The organism is Sporosarcina sp. SG10008, from assembly GCF_044569405.1.
Classification (GTDB): Bacteria; Bacillota; Bacilli; order Bacillales_A; family Planococcaceae; genus Sporosarcina; species Sporosarcina psychrophila.
In genome coordinates, this window is the sequence record NZ_CP172607.1 from 878,000 (window position 1) to 898,710 (window position 20,711).

Here is a 20,711-nt window from a genome sequence, read left to right on the forward strand (position 1 = left end):
CTGACGACGCACATCCTTTCGAAAAAGTTGAAAAGTCAGATTAAATCTTCTGACAATACTAGTATAACGTATTCTCGTGAAGTTTGCATGAATTTTATTGTAAAGAGTCTGTAAAAGATGATTCCTCTTTATTTTCTTGGGCTAACGTGTGAAAATAGACTTATTGTGAAAGAAGGTGCCTTGAATGTCTAATTGGGAAAATGAAGCTTTAAAAAGACAAGAATCTCTGCTAGCTGATTTACAAAGTTTAATCGCTATCCCTTCTGTACTTGATGAAAGTGCGGCAACTAAAGATTTACCATTCGGACCGGAACCAAAACGTGCACTCGACTGGCTGTTAGAAGAAGGTCGAAAAGCGGGAATGCTTGTGAAAAATGTAGATAATATGGCGGGGCATATTGAGATGGGGGAAGGGGACGAACTCATCGGGATCCTTTGCCATGTCGATGTCGTGCCAGCAGGAAGTAATTGGATACATGAGCCGTTTGGCGGTACTATCGAGGACGGAAAGCTGTTTGGTCGTGGTGCCATTGACGATAAAGGACCGACTATAGCCGCTTGGCATGCGATGAAAATAGTCCGGGATTCAGGTATCACGATGAACAAACGAGTGCGGCTCATTATCGGAACAGATGAAGAAAGTGGTTTTCGATGTGTGAAGCGCTATTTTGAAAAAGAAGAAATGCCAACTATTGGATTTGCGCCAGATGCTGATTTTCCCATCATTAACGCCGAAAAAGGAATTGCTTCTATCCTATTTAAACAAAAGGTAGTAACTTCAGATGGACAACTATTGCTATTCAAGTCAGGAAATAGGACAAATATGGTGCCAGATTATGCAGAGGCACACCTGGCAGAGGAAGTTGTATTTGACAATGAACAGTTTGTTACATTTTTGAATATTCATGACGTAACAGGGGGAGTTTCCACTGATAGTGGTAAGACCATCATCAGTTTGAATGGAAAATCAGCACATGCAATGGAGCCAGATAATGGCGTCAATGCCGCCGTCCTACTTGCTTCTTTCCTGAATCGCATATTGAAAGAAGGTCAATCAAAAGACTTTACACAATTCATGTTTGATGCATTTGCTAATGAATCTCGAGGACTGTTCTTAGGTTTGGCGTTCAATGATGAAATGTCAGGCGATACAACGCTGAATGCGGGTATCGTGACATACAATCCCACAAGTGGTGGGGAAATTAATGTTAGTATGCGTTATTCAGTCAGCTATCTATTTGAAGAGAAAATGACGACATGTATGAAACGGTTAACGGAAACACCTTTTTCGGTCGATATTGGATCGAACTCTGCACCGCATCATGTGGACGCAAACGACCCCCTTATTCGGACGTTGCAAGAAGTGTATACTGATCATACTGGAGAACATGCAGAACTATTGGCAATCGGGGGAGGAACGTACGCACGTGTCCTTGAAAAAGGGGTTGCTTTTGGTATGCTATTTCCTGGCAGGGAAGACGTAGCTCATCAGGCAGATGAATATGTTTATATAGATGATTTAGTGAAAGCAACTGGGATCTATGCAGATGCAATCAGCCGACTCGTATCTGAAAAAACGGAAGGGGAATAAGGATGACAGTATACTTTATTGATGGACAGTTTACAGAACGTGATGGATTGGCTATTTCGATTGATGATCGCGGTTATTATTTTGGTGATGGCGTGTATGAGGTAATTAAAGTATATGGTGGAGAATTATATACTGCGGAAGAACATATTGATCGTTTATTTCAAAGTGCTACGAAGATAAAGATGACAATCCCTTATGCTGAAGTACAATTGATGGAGATTGCCCGTGAATTAGTGGCGAAAAATAATATTTTGGTTGGACACGTTTATATCCAAGTGACACGGGGATCCGCACCAAGGATGCACCAATTCCCTGATCCGACAGTCCCACCAGTTGTGACTGGATATGCAATTAACAACCCAAGACCTATGATGGGCATAGAAAACGGAGTTGGGGTCAAGTCAGTAGCGGATGTCCGTTGGCTGCGTTGCGATATTAAAAGCCTTAACTTGCTTGGCAATGTTCTCGCTAAGCAAGAAGCGCATGAAGCGGGTTGTATAGAGGCATTGCTTCACCGTGACGGCGTTGTTACCGAAGGTTCTGCATCGAATATGTTTGGGGTAAAGGGTGGAACAGTCTATACTCATCCTGTGACAAATCTTATTTTGAATGGAATTACGCGTCAAGTTGTACTTGGTCTGTGTGAGGAGCAAGGAATTCCTGTCGTCGAGAAATCCTTTACAATAGATGAAGCTTTTGAAATGGATGAATTTTTCTTAACGTCAACGACATCTGAAGTAACGCCAGTCATTTCAATCGACGGACGTCCTGTAAGCTCGGGAATATTGGGACCATTGACAATGAAGTTACAAAAAGCATTCAGCTCGCAAATCCCATCTTTTATAGCGGATGAATAATAATGTATAGTATGTGATTGGAGTGAATGGACATGGCGCAACTTGTTAAACTGCTTGACTATGTCTCCCGTTACGAGCAAGATCTTACGCGTTATCCTTCGCAGTATATCCGTTTGAAAAGGTATCAATGGGAACGTATGAAGACCCAGTGGGAAAGTGGAGCTGATTTATCAGAATGGCAACAGGATATTAAAGAGGTAGTAGAACCGGAAGAGAACAAATGGTTTTCTCCTTTACTTCGGGTCTTCGGCCAACGTAAAGATGTTGAGGCAGAGAAATATCACGACAATAGCGAAGATGAAAAAGGCGATAAGGAAGAGAATTTTGGGTTTAGTCCAAATCTGATTCATAACCCCTCAAGTCTTGAGCACTTAAGAAGACTTTATTTGGATCAACTATTTCATTTTCAAATCAAGTGGGCAAGTTCGACGTTAATGGACAAGTCAAGGGTTGAATCTCGCTTTTTCCGAGATCCACTTTTACGAAGTTTCGCTCAGAATCTTCCGGATAATTATTTGTTGTTCTATTATCCAATCTTACTACTGAAGAAAGCACCTGTTGAACTAGACATTATCATTGTGACACCTGTTGAATGCATGTGTATTACGGTGCTTGAGAAAGAAGACGTTGCAGCGTTTAGTGGGAGCGGGGACAGATTCTGGTTAAAGAAGCTTGGGGAAAAAGAAACGAAATTTCTAAGCCCGCTTATAGCACTGAACAGAACTGAAAAGATTGTTTCGAGTATATTGAAAGCACAAGGTATCGATTTTCCTGTACGTAAATATTTGATTTCACGTAACGGGTATATCGATCACCCAGGTTCGGCATTCGATGTTGATATTATCGATAGACGGTCATATGAGGACTGGTTTTCTGCACTTCAGAAATTGCCGGTTCCGATGAAATCTACGCAATTCAAAGCGGGCCAGGCAATACTTGACGTGGGGCAAACTACTTCAATAAGCAGATTATTTGGCGATGAAGAACAACCAGAAGATGGCAATAACCTATAAATAGAAAAGAGTGTATATAATGAGGCTTCGTAATAAACCATGGGCAAGAGACTACATGGCAGAACACCCAGATATCCTATTAGCTGAACCAGAAAAAATGATGAATGGATGGCATACCCTGTTTGGTAATGGCAATCCAATACACATTGAAGTTGGATCAGGTATGGGCCAATTTATAATTGGTATGGCTGTTGCCAATCCAGATGTGAATTATATTGGCATTGAGCATTTTGACAACGTTATCGTATCTGCGCTTGAAAAGGCTGTTGAAGCAGAAAAGCCATCAAATTTACGACTATTCCGTGCAAATGGAATGGACCTTGCAAAGATCTTCCACAAAGGGGAGATAGATAGGGTGTATTTAAATTTTTCTGATCCGTGGCCGAAAACGAGAAATGCGAAAAGAAGATTGACGCATGAAACATTTTTAAAACTTTATGAAGAGGTACTAGCAGAAGGTGGAGAAATTCACTTTAAAACAGATAACCGTCTGTTGTTCGAGTACTCACTCGTCTCAATGTCTCAGTACGGTATGAAGTTAGGTTTTGTATCGCTTGATTTGCATGCAGAAATGCCGGAAGATAATATTATGACGGAATATGAAGAGAAGTTTTCAGCAAAAGGACACCCGATATACAGACTTGAATCACATTTTACTAATTCTTGATAGAAACAAGTAAGGGAATGGGGGAATGTTTCTGTGGATACTTATACATTTCATGATATGACGTTGACATGGCTGGATGGTAGTGGCAATTTTTTAGACGGCGGAACTATGTTTGGGGTTGTTCCAAAAGCACTGTGGTCAAGACGTTATGAAGCGGATGAACAAAACCGTATTAAAATGAGAAACGATCCGATTCTCATTCAGTATAAAGGAAAAAATATATTGATTGACACAGGGCATGGAAAAGGGAAACTCAGTGAGAAAATGATGAAGAATCTAGGCATAGTTGAAGAGGCAAGGGTTGAGGGGAATCTTGCTGAGCTCAGTTTGTCGCCAGAAGACATCGATATTATTCTCATGACGCACTTGCATAATGATCATGCAGCGGGTTTGACGGAATTACGCGAAGGGGATTTTGTTTCTGTATTCCCAAATGCTGAAATTTACGTTTCACAAATCGAATGGGATGAAGTACGTAATCCGAATATTCGTTCCAGAAATACATATTTAAAAGAGAACTGGGAGCCTGTTGAGCAGCAGGTGAAGACATTCGAAGGAAGCATTACAATCATGCCAGGAATCGAAATGATCCATACAGGCGGTCATAGCGATGGTCATAGTATTATTAAATTGACACAGCATGGTGAGACGATTCTTCATATGGCTGATATTATGCCTACACAAGCACATAGTAATCCGTTGTGGGTTCTGGCTTTTGATGATTACCCAATGACGTCAATCTTTGCTAAAGAGAAATTGATGATAGAGGCGCTTGCTGGGGGCTATAAGTTTACGTTTTATCATGATGCCTATTATAGACTTGTAAAATGGGATGCTAGCGGAAAAGAAATCATCGAATCCGTTACAGTTTCTAGTTAGGTTGGGTTAAAGAATTCCATTAATTTCGCTCCCGCGCTCGGGATGCTTCCCGCCTTAAGCCTGATCGCTGCACGTCTTTATAAGCTCAACATATATAGCCATTGGTTAATTAAAAAACCGCCACACTACCAGAGGAGTCTGGGAATGTGACGGTTTTTATTGATATATATAGACTTCGGCGCATTGTTTTAAGCTTTTATGAGTTCAACGACTGTACCTGTTTTTGCATCTGCTGCAAATTCGAATTGTTCCAGTTCGCCTTCTTTAATGCGTGATATGCCGCCGCGGTAAACGTCCATTGTAATGACTTTGTTTGTGAAAGGCTCAGTTTTCATGACGATCCATGAACCATCTATCGGACCTTCATTTTTAAAAGCATCTTTAATTGTGTTTAGAACAGAGTCTGCTGAAACATTTTGGTTAACTCGATCGATTGTTTCGCTAACAACAATACCAGCCGCAACACCCGTTAATACTCCTGCTAGGAAATCTGATACTTTCATTCTTTTTACCCCCTATAGTCGGTATTTCAAACAGTGTACCACAATTTTACTTATCTTTGCCAAGCCAGTCTATTGAAATAGTAATTCGATTTCCGAATTAAACGATGGAAAGTTTCTGAATAATCGACTACACTATATACAGTAGGTACATATATGAAAAGTGGGAGGAACTATTTAATGCAAAAAGATACACTTGAAATGTTTAGGACTTTGACCGAACTTCCGGGTGCCCCTGGTAATGAACATGCAGTTCGTGGTTATATGCGTGGAGAACTTGGGAAGTATTCTGATGAATTGATCCAAGATAATCTGGGGGGTATTTTTGGCGTTAGAAAAGGGCCTGAAGATGGCCCGCGTATAATGGTTGCGGGTCATATGGATGAAGTTGGATTTATGGTTAGTCAGATTACGGATAACGGAATGATTCGTTTCCAACCGCTTGGCGGATGGTGGAACCAAGTACTACTAGCGCAACGCGTTGAAATTATTACGGATAGCGGTCCAGTTATTGGTGTCATTGGTTCGATTCCGCCGCATTTGTTAAGTGATGAAGTACGAAATAGACCAATGGATATAAAAAATATGCTTATCGATATTGGTGCAGACGATAAAGAAGATGCGAAGAAAATCGGCATTCGTCCAGGTCAGCAAATTGTTCCAGTTAGCCCGTTCACTCCGATGGCGAATGACAAGAAAATACTTGCTAAAGCTTGGGATAATCGCTATGGTTGCGGACTCGCAATCGAATTGTTAAAAGAAGTGCACGGTGAAAAATTGCCGAATAATTTGTACTCCGGGGCAAATGTTCTCGAAGAAGTTGGACTTCGTGGTGCTGCGGCAGCCGCAACGATGATCAATCCGGATTTATTCTTTGCGCTAGATGCAAGTCCAGCAAATGATGCCACGGGTGACAAAAATGAATTCGGTCAACTTGGAAAAGGGACATTACTCCGGATTTTTGACCGTTCTATGATAACTCACCGCGGTATGCGCGAATTCATCCTTGATATGGCAGAGACACATAATATTCCTTATCAGTACTTCCTCTCACAGGGGGGGACGGATGCAGGACGGGTCCATACGTCGAATGAAGGTGTTCCAAGTGCTGTCATTGGTATTTGTTCACGCTACATCCATACATCGGGATCTATCATTCACACCGACGACTACGCAGCAGCGAAAGAGCTTCTTGTGAAACTTGTTAAGGCGTGTGATAAGACAACGGTAGAAACGATCAAAAGTAACGTATAATCTGAAATCCGTCCTTGCGCTATTAAATGGCGTAGAGGACGTTTTTTTACTTGGATGAATGGAGGAGGATATGAATGGAATTTATGATAGGATCTACGAACCCTGCAAAAGTAAAAGCAGTTAAGGCAGTTTTGGCAATTCATTTTCCGCAGGCACTTATTGCTGAGACTGACGTAGGATCAGGTGTTTCAGACCAACCTTTTAGTGATGATGAAACTAGGCTTGGTGCAATTAATCGTGCACTACGCGCAGCGGGGAAGGGAGCAAGTGCAATTGGAATCGGGCTGGAAGGTGGTGTACGGATTCTTGAGGGACAGATGTACCTCTGTAACTGGGGTGCGTTGACACTTCCTGATGGGACGAGGTTTACAGCGGGAGGTGCACAGATTCCATTACCGAAAGAAATTGCGGATGAGTTGATGACCGGGAAAGAACTGGGTCCGGTTGTCGATACTTATTTCAAGTCGAGCGGAATTCGGATGAAGGAAGGAGCTATCGGAATGCTGACTGCGAACGCGGTAAAACGCGATGAACTATTCGTACATATTTTACAGCTTTTGGTGGGACAATATAAATACCATCTGCAATCCCAGTAAATATCGAAGTGCTTGATTGCAACGTGTTTTGGTTGCAAGTAATCCGTAACAACATTAAAATGATAAATAGTGTTTAAATTAATGATTGGGGGAAATCGAATGTTCCGAAAATGGAAATTCATATTCCTGTTGACGATATCTGTATTAACGCTTGTAGCATGTGGAAAAACGCTTGACGAAAGTGCAACTTCAGGAGTCGAAGCGGCGAGAGAAGCATTTCACTCGAATGATAAAAAACGTACTGAAGAGATTGACGGCATTAAACTATATCTACCTGCCGGATTTAAGATGAATGATAAGTCAGATGCACAAAATATCGTCTTTACGAAAAAAGAAGAAACATTTATCCTTTTTGTCAATCCAAATGAAAAAAATGACAGTAAACTGTTTTATGATTTGCTTCTTGCTGATAAAAGTAAAGAAATTGTCGAGCAGGCAACGTTTACGGATGAAGGCATTTTTGGTTTTGCGGCGGTAATCAAAAGCGGCAATGACGATGTTGAGCTTATGACGAGCGTGGGCGGATCAAAAATGACGACAATGACGAAAAAAGGAAACATCGAAGAAAACCTAGCAAGAATGATGGAAATCGTGCGTTCTATTAATCAAGAATAGATGCAATTTTCCGAGAAAAGTAAGAAGGTATAAGATTTTCGACAAGGAACAGTGGCTAGGCTTCAGGCGCCAGCCGCTTGGGGCATAAGCAATCCAGCTATGTGGCAAAGTGCGCCACGTCGCTGGATTGACTTATGCCCGTCGCGTCTAAACGGCGCCTTGCGCTTTTCTAAGTGTCTAGGCTTCAGGCGCCAGCCGCTTGGAGGCCCACAGGATGTGGGTCACGTAGCCATTGCCGCAGGACGCGGCGTACTTAGGCTAGGTTCCTTGAAAGCAATCAAGCTATGTGGCAAAGTGCGCCACGTCGTGCCTATAAGGATGCAGGCATGCAGTCGTTGCGACAGGACGTCGCGTACTTAAGTTGCGTTCCTTTAAGGCGCCTTACGCTTTTCTTATTGTCTAGGCTCCAGGCGCCAGCCGCTCGGGTCATAAGCAATCCAACTATGTGGCAAAGGACCGCCACGTCGTGCCTGCAAGGATGCAGGTATGCAGTCGTTGCGACAGGACGTCGCGTACTTAAGCTGCGTTCCTTTAAGGCGTCTTACGCTTTTCATAATGAATGGAGGGAAAAATAGATGAATTCTGCGCAGCTTGTTGAAATTTTAAAAGAGCATCTTCCATCTGAACATTTCAAGTGGCGATTTGACCGGAAAACGGATAAGGTTCGTCTAGAGCATTCGGTTCTAAAAAAAGGGATGGATATTTCACTCCCGGAAATTCTTGTGAAATATGAACAGAAAAAAGAGGCGGCAATAAAAGAAATAGTTTATACAATTGGTGAGACGTTTAAAGCGATGGAAAAAGAACAATCAATAGGATTCTCTGATAGTACGATTATTTATCCTGTGATCAGGTCTTCATCGTTTCCGAAAGAATCTGCTGTAGGACATCGTTTTCTTATGAAGGACCATACGGCTGAAACGTGTATCTATTATGCACTTGACCTTGGAACTACCTACCGGTTAATTGATGAAAGTATGTTGGAGTCTCTTGGTATGTCTGAAACGGAGATAACAGAGTCTGCATTATTCCGCGTAAGAGCATTACCGACCGCGATGAAGAAGGATGAAGTTTCGGGTAACATCTATTACTTTGTCAATAATAACGATGGCTATGATGCTAGCAGAATATTGAACAGCACATTTCTGAAAGAGATGGAAGCGAAAATCGAGGGTCATATGACTGTTTCTGTCCCACACCAAGATGTACTAATTATTGGTGATATCCGGAACGATACGGGGTATGATGTACTTGCGCAAATGGCTATGCATTTCTTTACCACTGGCACTGTACCGGTTACATCTTTATCATTTATCTATGAAGATGGAAAACTTGAACCAATTTTCATTATGGCTAAAAATCGTTTAGCAAGAAGGGAAGGAAAGAAAAAGTGAATATTTTTTATAACATAAATGGTGTTGGAGATGTGTTGCTTGTGCAGCTTGCACTTACACGTCCAGAATCTATTGTAACTAAGTCACAAGGGGATGTTACGTTAATCCATGACGAGGTTACTGGAGAATTAACTGCATTTAACCTATTCAATGCATCATCTTACGTGAAAAATGAAGCGGTCGGGGAAGTTGAGCTGACTGAAGAGGTGGCAGGGCAATTGCAAGACGCACTTCTAAAGAATGGCGTAGAGATTAAACTTGACATAGACTTTACACCAAAGTTTGTTGTAGGACATATTTTGACAAAAGAAAAGCATCCGAACGCCGATAAGTTAAGTGTTTGCACGGTCGATGTTGGCAGTGAAACAGTTCAAATTGTCTGTGGAGCACCGAATGTGGATGCGGGCCAGAAGGTTGTTGTCGCGAAAGTTGGAGCTGTTATGCCATCTGGAATGGTCATTCGTGATGCAGAATTGCGTGGGGTTCCATCGGCTGGAATGATTTGCTCAGCAAAAGAACTAGGTTTGCCTGACGCGCCTGAAGAAAAAGGGATTTTAGTACTAGATAACAATGCTGTTACTGGTGAAATCTTCACAAAATAAGAGCACGAAAAACGTACCGGTTTGGTACGTTTTTTTGTTTTCATAAATTGATTTGATTTTGTCGTGTCAGTACTGTTAAAATAGAGTGATTGACATGAAAAGAGTGATAGTCTTGAGTTGGTTTAAAACAATAGTAGACCGGTTATTTGGACCGGATGAAGACAATAATAAAGTGGAACCAGAATATGAAAAAACTGAAAATGAAATTGACGAATCATTAAATAAAAATGAAACTAGTAACAACACATCATTTCGCTTTCCGATTATCTCAGATGCAGAAATATATGGTTGGGACGATGAATCTGTTACTGAAGTAGATTATCCGAAATACACAACTAAAAATAAAGATGCGGACGATAATTATGAAACGAAACCACTTTCCGAAAATGCTAAATGGCCAAGTGATAACAGAACAGTCAATATCTTTAGGGCTGATTCATTACAAAAATATGGCGTAAAAGAGAAAGAAAAAAGAAGTTCTTTCTCCTCCACAAAAAAGGCTCTTCAGGAGGAACTTCCACCGAAAGTGAATGTGACGGTACAAAAACGTTCCAGTAAGCCATTTACACCGACCGCAGTACCTTCGCCCGTTCATGGATTTATTAATCCAAGGAGAGAAGTAACGACACCTTTAAAAACGGAAGAAGTGAAGTCGCAGCCACCGGAAGAAAAGGTAGTTGTTACAGAATCACAGTTGACAAAGACGGATGAATATTATTATGAAAATGAAAAAACGAGTAGTATACCAATTTTGAACGAGGACTTTGTGATTGAAAATGACAGCAGAGAACTCACATCTAGTGAGATAGAGCCGCTAAAAGTTGAAGTCTACGAAACTGAAACGACAGTAACTGAGGACGAAGAGACCGTAGTATTGCCAGATGCCATAGAGCTTTCTAAGGATGAATTTGCTACAATCGAATCACTAGTGATTGAAGAGGACTTTAAGGGAATTATTTCGGATGAAGTGGACCATACTAAGGATGCGTTACCTGATGTAGAGGCTGAAGTAAAAGTAGAGCCCTCTCCAGGCATTCCAGAATTGGTAGAACAACAAAGTCAAGTAACAAAAAAAGAACTGACTGTTCCATTCAATGTATTGATGTTGAAGTCCGATAAAGAGAAGCTAAAAGTAGTAGAACCTTTAAGTGTTAAAGTTCCAAATGAAAGCAAAAAAGTAACTATCTCTGAGCCGATAAGTACGAAACCTTTGGTCGACATTCGAGAAGAGGTTTTGGTAGAGACGAAAGAAATAGCTGGCGAAACCTTAGAAGAAGAGGAACCCTATTACGCATTCCCGTCACTGGATTATCTGATCCCCCCTGAATCACAAATCGAAGATACAGAGTGGCTGGAATCGCAATCTGAAAAGCTTGAGGAAGCGTTGTCGCACTTTGCGGTTAAAGCGACCGTTATCGAAGCGATGCAAGGTCCGACAGTCACTCGTTTTGAACTGACTGTCGGAGTGGGGACTAAAGTGAGTAAAGTACGTAATTTAACAGATGACCTAAAATTGGCGCTAGCAGCCGAAGATATTCGTATCCAAGCACCGATTCCCGGAAGAAGTTCCATAGGAATTGAAATTCCAAATCGGAAGACAAGACCTGTTCGGATATCCGAAGTTATTGCGACGGAACAGTTCAGAGCTTCCACGTCTCCCCTTGAGGCTGTGCTTGGATTAAGCCTAACTGGAACACCAGTAACCTTAGATCTCCGCAAGATGCCACATGGTATGATTGCTGGGGCTACAGGTTCAGGTAAATCCGTCTGCATTAACTCGATTTTGGTCAGTTTGCTTTACAAAGCTACACCAACAGACTTGAAAATGATGCTGATTGACCCTAAAATGGTAGAACTTGCACCATTCAACGGCATACCACATCTAATTAGTCCTGTGATTACGGACGTCAAAGCTGCAACTGCTGCACTAAAATGGGCAGTGGCGGAAATGGAAAGACGTTACGAGCTACTTGCTCATGCAGGTGTGAGGGATATCGAGCGTTACAATAAAGCAGTTGTAGAAAGTCGTCGGTTCTCTTTGAAGATGCCTTATCTTTTAATTGTCATTGATGAACTTGCAGATTTAATGATGATGGCGCCGGCAGATGTCGAAGTATCAATTAGTCGAATTGCACAAAAAGCACGTGCATGCGGTATCCACTTGATCATCGCGACACAGCGTCCTTCTGTCGATGTTATTACAGGTACAATCAAAGCGAATATCCCAACACGAATCGCATTTTCAGTTTCATCACAAATCGATTCTAGGACAATAATTGATTCCCCTGGAGCAGAAAGGCTTCTTGGGAAAGGTGACATGCTATACATTGGAAATGGACAATCTTCTGGCGTTCGACTACAAGGTACATTTGTCACGGATGAGGAAATAGAGCGTATAATAGAACACGTTCGGAATGAGGCAACACCAGATTATTTATTTGGCCAAGAAGACCTTCTTGCAAGTAGTATTGAAGAAGAAGGAGCCGATCCACTTTTTGAAGAGGCTTGTCTCTTTATCCATGAAACAGGCAGTGCATCAACGTCTCTGTTACAACGTAATTTTAGTATCGGATACAATCGAGCCGCCAAACTAATGGATCGAATGGAGAAAAGTGGATTCATCTCAGGGCCGCGGGGAAGTAAGGCACGTGATGTCTTTTTGACAGAAAGTGATCTCGATCGACTTACAGATCGTATAGAATAGTAAGGAGCCTTGCAATGCGGGCTGTAAATCAAAATACTTAACTGATAATTGTAGAGGGAATAAACTAATGATATTTAATTAAGGGGAACAGAAATGATCCCGGGAGGTTGCATTATGACGTTGTTCCATTTTACTGGCATTAAGGGCGCTGGAATGAGTTCGCTCGCCCAAATACTTCACGATTCTGAGAATGAAGTACAAGGTTCAGACGTGGAGAAATGGTTCTTCACAGAAGATCCGCTTCATGAAAGAAAAATAACTGTGTTGAAATTTGATGAAAACAATATTAAATCAGGAATGACAGTTATCGCAGGAAATGCATTTCCTGATAGCCATCCAGAACTTATAAGGGCTAAGGAACTTGGCCTCGAAATTATTCGATACCATGACTTTTTAGGAAAGTATATGGAGAAATTCATATCGATCGGAGTTACAGGCTCACATGGTAAAACATCGACTACGGGTTTGCTTGCTCATGTGTTATCTGGACATTCACCTACTTCCTATTTAATTGGAGATGGTACGGGAAGTGGCCCAGCAGACAGCGAGTACTTTGTATTCGAAGCTTGCGAATATAAAAGACATTTCCTGGCATACGAACCTGACTATGCGATTATGACAAATATCGATTTTGATCATCCAGATTATTTTAAGGATCTAGCGGATGTGATGGACGCATTTGGTGAAATGGCACTCCGGGTGAAGAAAGCCCTAATTGCCTGCGGTGATGATAGACACTTGCAAAAAATTCAGGCCAATGTTCCAGTGCTCTATTACGGATTTGAAGAGTCGAATGATTTTGCTGCGAAAAATATCATCAAAACTGTGGAAGGTTCATCCTTTGATGTTTTTGTAAGGAATGAGTTTTATCATACGTTTACAATACCGCTGGCTGGGGATCATGCAATCTTGAATTCGCTAGGCGTAATTGCGCTCTGTCATTATGAAGGAGTAAAAGCGTCCACTATTCAAGAAAAACTGTCTACTTTTCATGGTGTTAAAAGGCGCTTTACGGTAATGGAAATAGCAGATCGAATTATTGTGGATGACTACGCTCATCACCCTACTGAAATCCAGGCGACATTGCAAACTGCGCAACAGAAATATCCTGACCGTGAAATTGTTGCGATATTCCAACCGCATACATTTACGCGGACCGCTGCTCTTTTGAATGAATTTGCGGAAAGTCTTTCAACTGCTGACCACGTCTATTTATGCGATATATTCGGGTCCGCACGTGAAAAGGCAGGTATTTTAACCATTAATGACTTGATTAATATAATTCCGGGTGCAAAGCATCTTGATCTTGATGATAATAAATCACTTGAATCTCATGGAAACGCAGTATACCTCTTTATGGGGGCAGGCGATGTTCAGAAATACATGAGCGCATTCAAGTCTTACCTTGATAAAGAAGAAACGGTTTAACAGGACACTATATAAGTTGAATGTATAGCATAGTTATATAAACAGCGAAGCCATCCCCTTGAGCCGCAACGAATTCGTTGAAATTCTTTATATCAACATATATATGAATTAAAAACAGCTTGACCCTGGACGGGAAAGATTTAACTTGATCCAGGGCTAGCTGTTTTTTCGTTTTGGGAATGAATAAGTTGTCACAAAAAATAAAATGAATTCTAGTTTGATGAAGGAAAATGAAGACTAATGTCGAAGAAGTAATAATGTGTATAACGTTTATTTTACCTTCGACAAGGGTAGACAATGTTATATGAGTATTTGAAGGAGGCAGTACCGTGGAGAATTTACTGTACATAGCGGCAATTGTCGCTGCAATCGCATTTTTGATTTTATGCATTAGTTTAGCGAGGACCCTATCCTCATTGAAGAACACATTACACAGTGTTTCTGGAACAATGGAAGGGTTGACAACTCAACTTGAAGGGGTAACAACGGAAACAACAGAACTTCTTCATAAAACAAATCAACTTGCAGAAGACATTCAGCAGAAAGCCGAAAAACTGAACACTGTTGTCGAAGCTGTGAAAGGCGTAGGCGAGTCTGTCACAGTACTCAATTCCTCCGTTAGAAGGGTTTCCAGCAATATCGCTACAGAGGCAGAACGGAACAGTGACAAGATTGCACAAATCGTTCAATGGAGCAATGTGGTTATCGATATAATGGGTAAAGTAAAGGAACGGAAGACAGGTAAGGCAAGCGCGAAAGGGTGGACTGTTTACAAGCCAGTACCAGGCCAAAAGAGATTGCCTAGCCCGAATAAAGGCAGATAAATAGAACTTAAATATGAAGTATTTAAGTTGAATATATAAATGCGTGTTTAAATTACGTGAAGGCGCCATAATTGGGGTAACCGAAAGCCCTAAGACTGTGGTGAAAGCTGCCTGGCTTAGGGCGAGAGGCATCTTCTAGCGTCGTAGCGGATACAATAGGATTCATTATTTCAACATATATATATAGACTTAAAAAACAGGAGGAATTGGATATGAGTGAAGAAAACAAAGTGAAATCAAATAATAATGACCCACAATACAACCAGGGTGGTCAAGGTTATGAAAATGCGTATGGCCAACCATCATACCTACCGACAAATTATGATTATAACAAGGACTATACAGATTCTTTCTATGATGAAAATGAAAGTTCAGGAGCGGGAAGCTTCTTAATGGGTGCACTTGTGGGAGGAGTTATCGGAGCAGCTGCGGCACTATTCTTGGCACCAAAAACGGGTAGTGAAATGCGAGGAAACCTTACAACTCAAGCAACTCAACTGAAAGATAAGAGTATTGAAATCAGTTCTGTTGCGAAGGAAAAAGCTACAGAGCTAACTTCGGTCGCAAAAGAGAAGACTGGTGAATTATCGAAAACAATCCAAGAACAGTCTGGACAACTTGTCGATAAAGTGAAATCGATGAAATCGAAAACATCTATGCCGATGGATGATGGAACAGCATCTTCTGAAGGCGAAGAGTCTATTGATTTCGTTGATACAGCCAAATCCAAAGTTGAAAATACTATTGAGGCTGGAGAAGAAAGTATTACAGCTACTGCAGAAGCTGTAAAAAAAGCAGTCGTGGGAAAAGCTAATAATGCTGAGAAAGCTACAACTGGCAATAGTGATGTCTCTTATGGTAATAGCGAGAACCTTGGTAAAGATAAAATAACTAACCAGAACTATGTGTCAGACATTCTTGAAAAATAAAAAGTAATAGAAAAAAGTCCGTCTACTCAAATATGAGTAGATGGACTTTTTTTAAAGGTAAGCAAGTATAAATGTTCCTACCAAGGCGTTTCCGCTTTTCTTGTTGTCTAGCTCCAGGCGCCAGCCCCTCGAGTCGCTTCGGTCTTGCAGAAAAGGCAAAGTACGCCTTTATCTACAAGACCTCCAGCGCTTGTCGTATCTAACCGGCGTCTTCCGCTTTTCTTGTTGTCTATCTCCAGGCGCCAGCCCCTCGAGTCGCTTCGGTCTTGCAAAAAAGGCAAAGTACGCCTTTATCTACAAGACCTCCAGCGCTTGTCGGGGCTAACCGGCATCTTCCGCTTTTCTTGTTGTCTAGCTCCAGGCGCCAGCCCCTCGAGTCGCTTCAGTCTTGCAGAAAAGGCAAAGAGCGCCTTTATCTTCAAGACCTCCAGCGCTTGTCGGGGCTAACCGGCGTCTTCCGCTTTTCTTAGTGTCTAGACTTCAGCGCCTAGCCCCTCGAGTCGCTTAGGACCTCAAGTTAAAGGCAAAGAGCGCCTTTATCTTAAGGTCCTTCAGCGCTTGTCGGGTCTCCCAAGGCGCTTCCGCTTTTCTTATTGTCTAGACTTCAGACGCCAGCCCCTCGAGTCGCTTCGGTCTTGCAGAAAAGGCAAAGAGCGCCTTTATCTACAAGACCTCCAGCGCTTGTCGGGGCTAACCGGCGTCTTCCGCTTTTCTTACGTAAAACTAATTTCAAGTCTGTCGCCGCCGAAAATAGCATCGTTGAATCCGATTGGTGTGTCGTTTCGAAGCAGTTTATAATTACTTGATGGGTTTTCGGGTAAACTATAATCTGTAAACGCAAAGATGTCGCCAAAAGTAATAGGACTTTCACTTAGTGATACAAAATCAAGATGATCCCCAGGTTTTACAATGGCAGATACTTCAGCACTATGCCCGTTTAAAGTAAAGGTAAGACGTGGTTTTTGAATTGTGACGGGTTCATTGTTGAATAGTACTGTTAGTTTATCGAACGCCTTTTTACCTATCTCAGCTACAACTTCATCTATGGTAGGGAATGGCGGTTTTTGGGTTGTAATTCGGTCTCCATCTTTCAGTACGTGCGATGGCTGCACCGAAGTCCCCATGATGAAGAACTCGTTGTTCTTTTTTTTCAAGGTGACCGTTCTTTTATTGACGGATACTGTGAAAAGATTGTCCTTTAAAAGGTCATTTCGATGTGCTTTTTCAAATACTGCCGCGACTGTCTTGGTGTGTGAAACTGTGATTTTATCACGGTCTTGTATCGATGTATCGATGCTTTTTAGAATTCCATTAATATGAATAAGGGGCTCCAATTGCACGGCAACTCCGTCCAACATTGCACTGATGGCTCTCATATCCTCAACAAGGTCACGCACAGTCGCTATTGCGTTAGTACCATCACTGCCGGGAAGTAAGTTGATTGTATCTCCATTTTTAATGCAGTCTTTTGTACTTGCTTTTACCCCATTTAATAGGATTGTTGAGGGGGTACCATGTTCTCCTGGTATTATTATATCACTGTCATTTACTGTTATCGTCATTCCAAGTCCAGGCATACCGTATAGTTGACGGGCTTTAATGTTTGCGGCAAGGAGTGCATCACTGACGGTCATTTCTTTTAATTCGAAGAGTCGTAACACCTTGTCATTTACGGACACAGACATATAATGAATCGGCGCTCTTCTTGCTGCGATAGCGATACCGATTGGTGTGACGAGTTCTGGCGACGAAGCTATACCGGGTTCCAATGTAATTCCCGAGAGAGCATCCAACCCACGAATACCTACCCTGTTTTCGGGTAGTCCTAGGCATATACTAATTTCTTTTGTCAGCCCCGGCGTTAAACTACCGCCGCCAACAACCATGACTGCTTTAGGGGAAACTCCATTGTTCAGGCGCTTGATTTCATCCGAAATGGATTTGGCAAGCCGATCTACGGCAGGTTTAATAATAGCGGTTACATCACTTGAAGCAACATTATCTTCAAAGCCGAGAATGTCTGTCATGACAATTGTATCTTCTGTTGTAATACTTCTTTTTGCAGTCTCAGCAAGTTGGAAGTCAAGGAGATAATGGTTGCTGAGTGCTTCTGTAATTTCATCACCTGCAAGTGGCACCATTCCGTAAGCCACAACGGTGTTGTTATCGGTAATAGCTATATCTGATGTCCCTGCACCTATATCGACAAGCGCGACGTTTAGGCGTCTCATGGATGGTGGGATTAGAACGTTGATAGCTGCAATCGGTTCCAGTGTCAGGGCTTCCATTTCGAGTCCTGCACGTTTGAGCGCAGAAAGAAGTGATTCGACGACGACGCGAGGAAGGAATGTCGCGATGACGTCAACAGAAGCAGACCGTCCAGCCTGATCAATCAGACTGCCTATTTCATCACCTTCAAGTTTGTAGTAAAGAACGGAATAACCGACACAATAATAATAGTCGTCTTTTGTCACTGTATCGGAGGACAGCAGTTTTTGCTGGGCTTGTTGGACTGCTGCAAGTTCTAAACGATTGACGTCTTCGTCAGCAATGAGGGACCTTTCTGAAATATCGATAGCCATTGACCCTTCCGATGTTTTCAATGCACGACCTGCGGCAGCAACACTGACCCGTTTCAAAGGACCGTGCTTTTCCTCAAGAATTCCTTTGATTTCTAAAATGACGTTTGCAACACTTAAAATGTTATGTATTTGTCCGTCAATCATTGAACGTTCCTTATGTTCAATCGAAACAAGATCAGCAACATGAAAAATACCATTGTCTTCAATCAGGATGATTCCAACGACAGAACGCGTCCCGATGTCGAGTGCAAATAGTGTAGTAGCCAGAATTATTCATCCTTTCTGTCGATAAATGTCCTGTATTTAAAAGAATAAGTAGAAATAACGTGACTTTTCAAATAGTCTTCTTTATACTTAGGTCTATTATCAAAAATGTAACATATATTCTTCTCTACTGAAAGAGAATTATATATACGGGGAGGAGACGGACAGATGAGACAAAATGATTTAGATGAATTGCGCGGCCGTGTAAACGAGCTGAATGGTAAAGTTTTGGATCTTATTAACGAAAGAACAACTGTGGTCCAAGAAATTGGTAAAGTAAAAGAAAAGCAGGGTGTTAATCGGTATGATCCGATTCGCGAACGTGAAATGCTTAACTTCTTAAAAGAATCTAACAACGGTCCGTTACCTAATGGAGTACTTGAACAGATTTTTAAAGGAATATTCATGTCTGCACTTGAGATACAAGAAGACGACCAACGCAATGCTTTGCTTGTTTCCCGTAAGAGAAAAGCCGAAGATACGATTGTCGACATTAATGGCCATAAAATTGGGGACGGAACACCGTCATTCATTTACGGTCCATGTGCAGTCGAATCATATGAGCAGGTTTTAGCTGTTGCATTGTCCATCAAAGCAAAAGGGTTAACGATGATAAGAGGAGGAGCTTACAAACCTCGTACATCGCCATATGATTTCCAAGGTCTCGGCCTTGAAGGTTTGAAAATACTTAAACGAGTTGCTGATGAAACAGGTCTTTCAGTTGTTACGGAAATTATTACGCCGTCACATCTCGAAGAAGCACTTGAATATATCGATGTAGTTCAGATTGGCGCACGTAACATGCAAAACTTCGAATTGTTGAAAGAAGCTGGAATGATTAATAAACCAGTTCTTCTAAAACGTGGACTTGCAGCGACAATCGATGAATTCATTCATGCAGCTGAATATATACTCTCTAAAGGTAATAGCCAGATCATCCTTTGTGAACGTGGTATCCGTACATATGAACGGGCAACTCGCAACACATTAGATATCTCTGCCGTTCCAATCTTGAAGCAGGAGACGCATCTTCCGGTCTTCGTTGACGTAACACACTCAACAGGTAGAAAAGATTTGTTACTACCTACAGCGAAAGCTGCGATAGCAGTTGGGGCGGATGGCGTAATGGCTGAAGTGCACCCAGATCCAGCTGTTGCATTATCCGATTCTGCACAACAGATGGATCTGCAACAATTTGATGAATTTTATGACGCAATTAACCAATTCATGAACACGCACACAACAATCTCATGAGTAGACGCCGGGCCTATAATGGTTCCGGCGTTTTGATTACATAGGTCACATCTGTTGATTAAACATCTACTTGCATAATACACTGGTAAGAAAGGCTTGAAAATCATCATTTTCACTGGCCCATTTCCGGCTCGCTTGCGGCGAAATAATCATGATACCTTTACCGAGGACAGGAGTGGCTAGAAATGACTTCGTCATTCTTAGCCACTCCCTTTGGGAAGGAATTGCAATTCATTCCTCCATGGTCATCTTGTCACGAATATTTCCTTTGCTGAAAAAAGACAAAACAATGGGGAAGGCTTCAGCCGCCAAAATTGTATCTTTGGAGGCTTTTCTCTAGATAAGAAGCGACTTTTTCTTTCGTCCCGAAAAGCTTTAATGCTTTGTGAAAAGCCACTGAAAAAGTTCTTTTTTATAGTAAGAACTAGTTGATTGTAGTGAAGAGCGGTGACTCCAACGGTAATCAACGGGATTGAAGGAAATCGTACTTTTTCAGTGCCCTCCTTTGTGTACATATGCCTTTGGGGAGCGACGGGTGAACGATAACCATACGATTACCGGAAAAATGTATATGGATGCGACTTTATGGCACCCATATACATCAAGATATCCCGGTAATCATATAAGAGTCATTAAACCAAAGCAATCCAAACGTAACTGTACACGAGCGCCTAGTATTTGATTGAGTTATTTACTCGTTAAATTTGGTTAATCAACACATGTGACATAAGGTATAATGAATGTATATAGAAGGAGGA

Annotated in this window: 17 protein-coding genes; 15 read left to right on the top strand and 2 right to left on the bottom strand. The window is 41.7% G+C overall.

The window, feature by feature from the left end:
* Positions 1-184 precede the first annotated feature (184 nt).
* From pepV to ACGLYD_RS04410, 5 genes are read left to right on the top strand one after another with little or no spacing between them, the layout of a single operon-like run.
* Positions 185-1,591, top strand: coding sequence for a dipeptidase PepV (pepV, locus tag ACGLYD_RS04390; RefSeq protein WP_187047282.1), 1,407 nt, complete (start codon positions 185-187; stop codon positions 1,589-1,591).
* 2 nt (positions 1,592-1,593) lie between these two features.
* Positions 1,594-2,448 carry a D-amino-acid transaminase gene (gene dat / locus ACGLYD_RS04395; protein WP_354314409.1) on the top strand — a complete coding sequence of 285 codons (855 nt, stop codon included), beginning with the start codon at positions 1,594-1,596 and terminating at the stop codon, positions 2,446-2,448.
* Positions 2,449-2,480: 32 nt separating this feature from the next.
* Positions 2,481-3,461, top strand: a complete 981-nt coding sequence (locus ACGLYD_RS04400) for a nuclease-related domain-containing protein (RefSeq protein ID WP_354314407.1) — start codon at positions 2,481-2,483, stop codon at positions 3,459-3,461.
* A 19-nt stretch (positions 3,462-3,480) separates the two neighbouring features.
* Positions 3,481-4,128, top strand: a complete 648-nt coding sequence (trmB, locus tag ACGLYD_RS04405) for a tRNA (guanosine(46)-N7)-methyltransferase TrmB (RefSeq protein WP_067207493.1) — start codon at positions 3,481-3,483, stop codon at positions 4,126-4,128.
* 33 nt (positions 4,129-4,161) lie between these two features.
* Entirely contained in the window at positions 4,162-5,007 is an 846-nt protein-coding gene (locus ACGLYD_RS04410) for an MBL fold metallo-hydrolase (protein WP_342537883.1), read from the top strand.
* 188 nt (positions 5,008-5,195) lie between these two features.
* Here ACGLYD_RS04410 and ACGLYD_RS04415 read toward each other — a convergent pair whose 3' ends face one another.
* On the bottom strand, positions 5,196-5,510 hold the full coding sequence (locus tag ACGLYD_RS04415; protein ID WP_067207498.1) for a peptidase M4: 315 nt from the start codon (positions 5,508-5,510) through the stop codon (positions 5,196-5,198).
* A 177-nt stretch (positions 5,511-5,687) separates the two neighbouring features.
* Between ACGLYD_RS04415 and ACGLYD_RS04420 the strand changes: the two genes are divergently transcribed.
* The 9 genes from ACGLYD_RS04420 to ACGLYD_RS04460 all read left to right on the top strand — a co-directional run bounded on the left by ACGLYD_RS04420 (position 5,688) and on the right by ACGLYD_RS04460 (position 15,853).
* Complete coding sequence (locus ACGLYD_RS04420; protein WP_187047286.1) at positions 5,688-6,761, top strand: M42 family metallopeptidase; 1,074 nt, start codon at positions 5,688-5,690, stop codon at positions 6,759-6,761.
* A gap of 74 nt (positions 6,762-6,835) precedes the next feature.
* A complete protein-coding gene (locus ACGLYD_RS04425; protein ID WP_354314404.1) occupies positions 6,836-7,357 on the top strand; it encodes a DUF84 family protein in 522 nt (173 codons plus the stop codon).
* 99 nt (positions 7,358-7,456) lie between these two features.
* Entirely contained in the window at positions 7,457-7,972 is a 516-nt protein-coding gene (locus tag ACGLYD_RS04430; RefSeq protein WP_067207506.1) for a hypothetical protein, read from the top strand.
* Positions 7,973-8,547: 575 nt separating this feature from the next.
* A complete protein-coding gene (locus tag ACGLYD_RS04435; RefSeq protein WP_067207509.1) occupies positions 8,548-9,366 on the top strand; it encodes a DUF1444 domain-containing protein in 819 nt (272 codons plus the stop codon).
* Positions 9,363-9,968, top strand: a complete 606-nt coding sequence (gene ytpR / locus ACGLYD_RS04440) for a YtpR family tRNA-binding protein (protein ID WP_338652943.1) — start codon at positions 9,363-9,365, stop codon at positions 9,966-9,968. Before ACGLYD_RS04435 ends, ytpR begins: the two co-directional genes overlap by 4 nt.
* A gap of 94 nt (positions 9,969-10,062) precedes the next feature.
* A complete protein-coding gene (locus tag ACGLYD_RS04445) occupies positions 10,063-12,672 on the top strand; it encodes a DNA translocase FtsK (RefSeq protein WP_354314402.1) in 2,610 nt (869 codons plus the stop codon).
* A 114-nt stretch (positions 12,673-12,786) separates the two neighbouring features.
* A complete protein-coding gene (gene murC / locus ACGLYD_RS04450) occupies positions 12,787-14,100 on the top strand; it encodes a UDP-N-acetylmuramate--L-alanine ligase (protein ID WP_067207514.1) in 1,314 nt (437 codons plus the stop codon).
* Between the two features lie 329 nt (positions 14,101-14,429).
* A complete protein-coding gene (locus ACGLYD_RS04455; protein WP_067207516.1) occupies positions 14,430-14,924 on the top strand; it encodes a DUF948 domain-containing protein in 495 nt (164 codons plus the stop codon).
* A gap of 212 nt (positions 14,925-15,136) precedes the next feature.
* Positions 15,137-15,853, top strand: a complete 717-nt coding sequence (locus tag ACGLYD_RS04460; RefSeq protein WP_187047292.1) for a YtxH domain-containing protein — start codon at positions 15,137-15,139, stop codon at positions 15,851-15,853.
* 713 nt (positions 15,854-16,566) lie between these two features.
* Here ACGLYD_RS04460 and ACGLYD_RS04465 read toward each other — a convergent pair.
* Positions 16,567-18,579 (bottom strand): cell division FtsA domain-containing protein, encoded by a 2,013-nt coding sequence (locus ACGLYD_RS04465; protein ID WP_354314399.1) that lies wholly within the window; start codon positions 18,577-18,579, stop codon positions 16,567-16,569.
* Between the two features lie 288 nt (positions 18,580-18,867).
* On the opposite strand from ACGLYD_RS04465, the gene ACGLYD_RS04470 reads away from it, so the two are divergent.
* A complete protein-coding gene (locus ACGLYD_RS04470) occupies positions 18,868-19,953 on the top strand; it encodes a bifunctional 3-deoxy-7-phosphoheptulonate synthase/chorismate mutase (RefSeq protein ID WP_067207524.1) in 1,086 nt (361 codons plus the stop codon).
* Positions 19,954-20,711: the final 758 nt, after the last annotated feature.

What these genes read in the sequence shown, in the direction of transcription:
- pepV (WP_187047282.1), top strand. Translation starts at nt 185, where the DNA reads ATGTCTAATTGGGAAAATGAAGCTTTAAAAAGACAAGAATCTCTGCTA.
- dat (WP_354314409.1), top strand. Translation starts at nt 1,594, where the DNA reads ATGACAGTATACTTTATTGATGGACAGTTTACAGAACGTGATGGATTG.
- ACGLYD_RS04400 (WP_354314407.1), top strand. Translation starts at nt 2,481, where the DNA reads ATGGCGCAACTTGTTAAACTGCTTGACTATGTCTCCCGTTACGAGCAA.
- trmB (WP_067207493.1), top strand. Translation starts at nt 3,481, where the DNA reads ATGAGGCTTCGTAATAAACCATGGGCAAGAGACTACATGGCAGAACAC.
- ACGLYD_RS04415 (WP_067207498.1), bottom strand. Translation starts at nt 5,510, where the DNA reads ATGAAAGTATCAGATTTCCTAGCAGGAGTATTAACGGGTGTTGCGGCT.
- ACGLYD_RS04420 (WP_187047286.1), top strand. Translation starts at nt 5,688, where the DNA reads ATGCAAAAAGATACACTTGAAATGTTTAGGACTTTGACCGAACTTCCG.
- ACGLYD_RS04425 (WP_354314404.1), top strand. Translation starts at nt 6,836, where the DNA reads ATGGAATTTATGATAGGATCTACGAACCCTGCAAAAGTAAAAGCAGTT.
- ACGLYD_RS04430 (WP_067207506.1), top strand. Translation starts at nt 7,457, where the DNA reads ATGTTCCGAAAATGGAAATTCATATTCCTGTTGACGATATCTGTATTA.
- ACGLYD_RS04435 (WP_067207509.1), top strand. Translation starts at nt 8,548, where the DNA reads ATGAATTCTGCGCAGCTTGTTGAAATTTTAAAAGAGCATCTTCCATCT.
- ACGLYD_RS04445 (WP_354314402.1), top strand. Translation starts at nt 10,063, where the DNA reads ATGAAAAGAGTGATAGTCTTGAGTTGGTTTAAAACAATAGTAGACCGG.
- murC (WP_067207514.1), top strand. Translation starts at nt 12,787, where the DNA reads ATGACGTTGTTCCATTTTACTGGCATTAAGGGCGCTGGAATGAGTTCG.
- ACGLYD_RS04460 (WP_187047292.1), top strand. Translation starts at nt 15,137, where the DNA reads ATGAGTGAAGAAAACAAAGTGAAATCAAATAATAATGACCCACAATAC.
- ACGLYD_RS04465 (WP_354314399.1), bottom strand. Translation starts at nt 18,579, where the DNA reads ATGATTGACGGACAAATACATAACATTTTAAGTGTTGCAAACGTCATT.
- ACGLYD_RS04470 (WP_067207524.1), top strand. Translation starts at nt 18,868, where the DNA reads ATGAGACAAAATGATTTAGATGAATTGCGCGGCCGTGTAAACGAGCTG.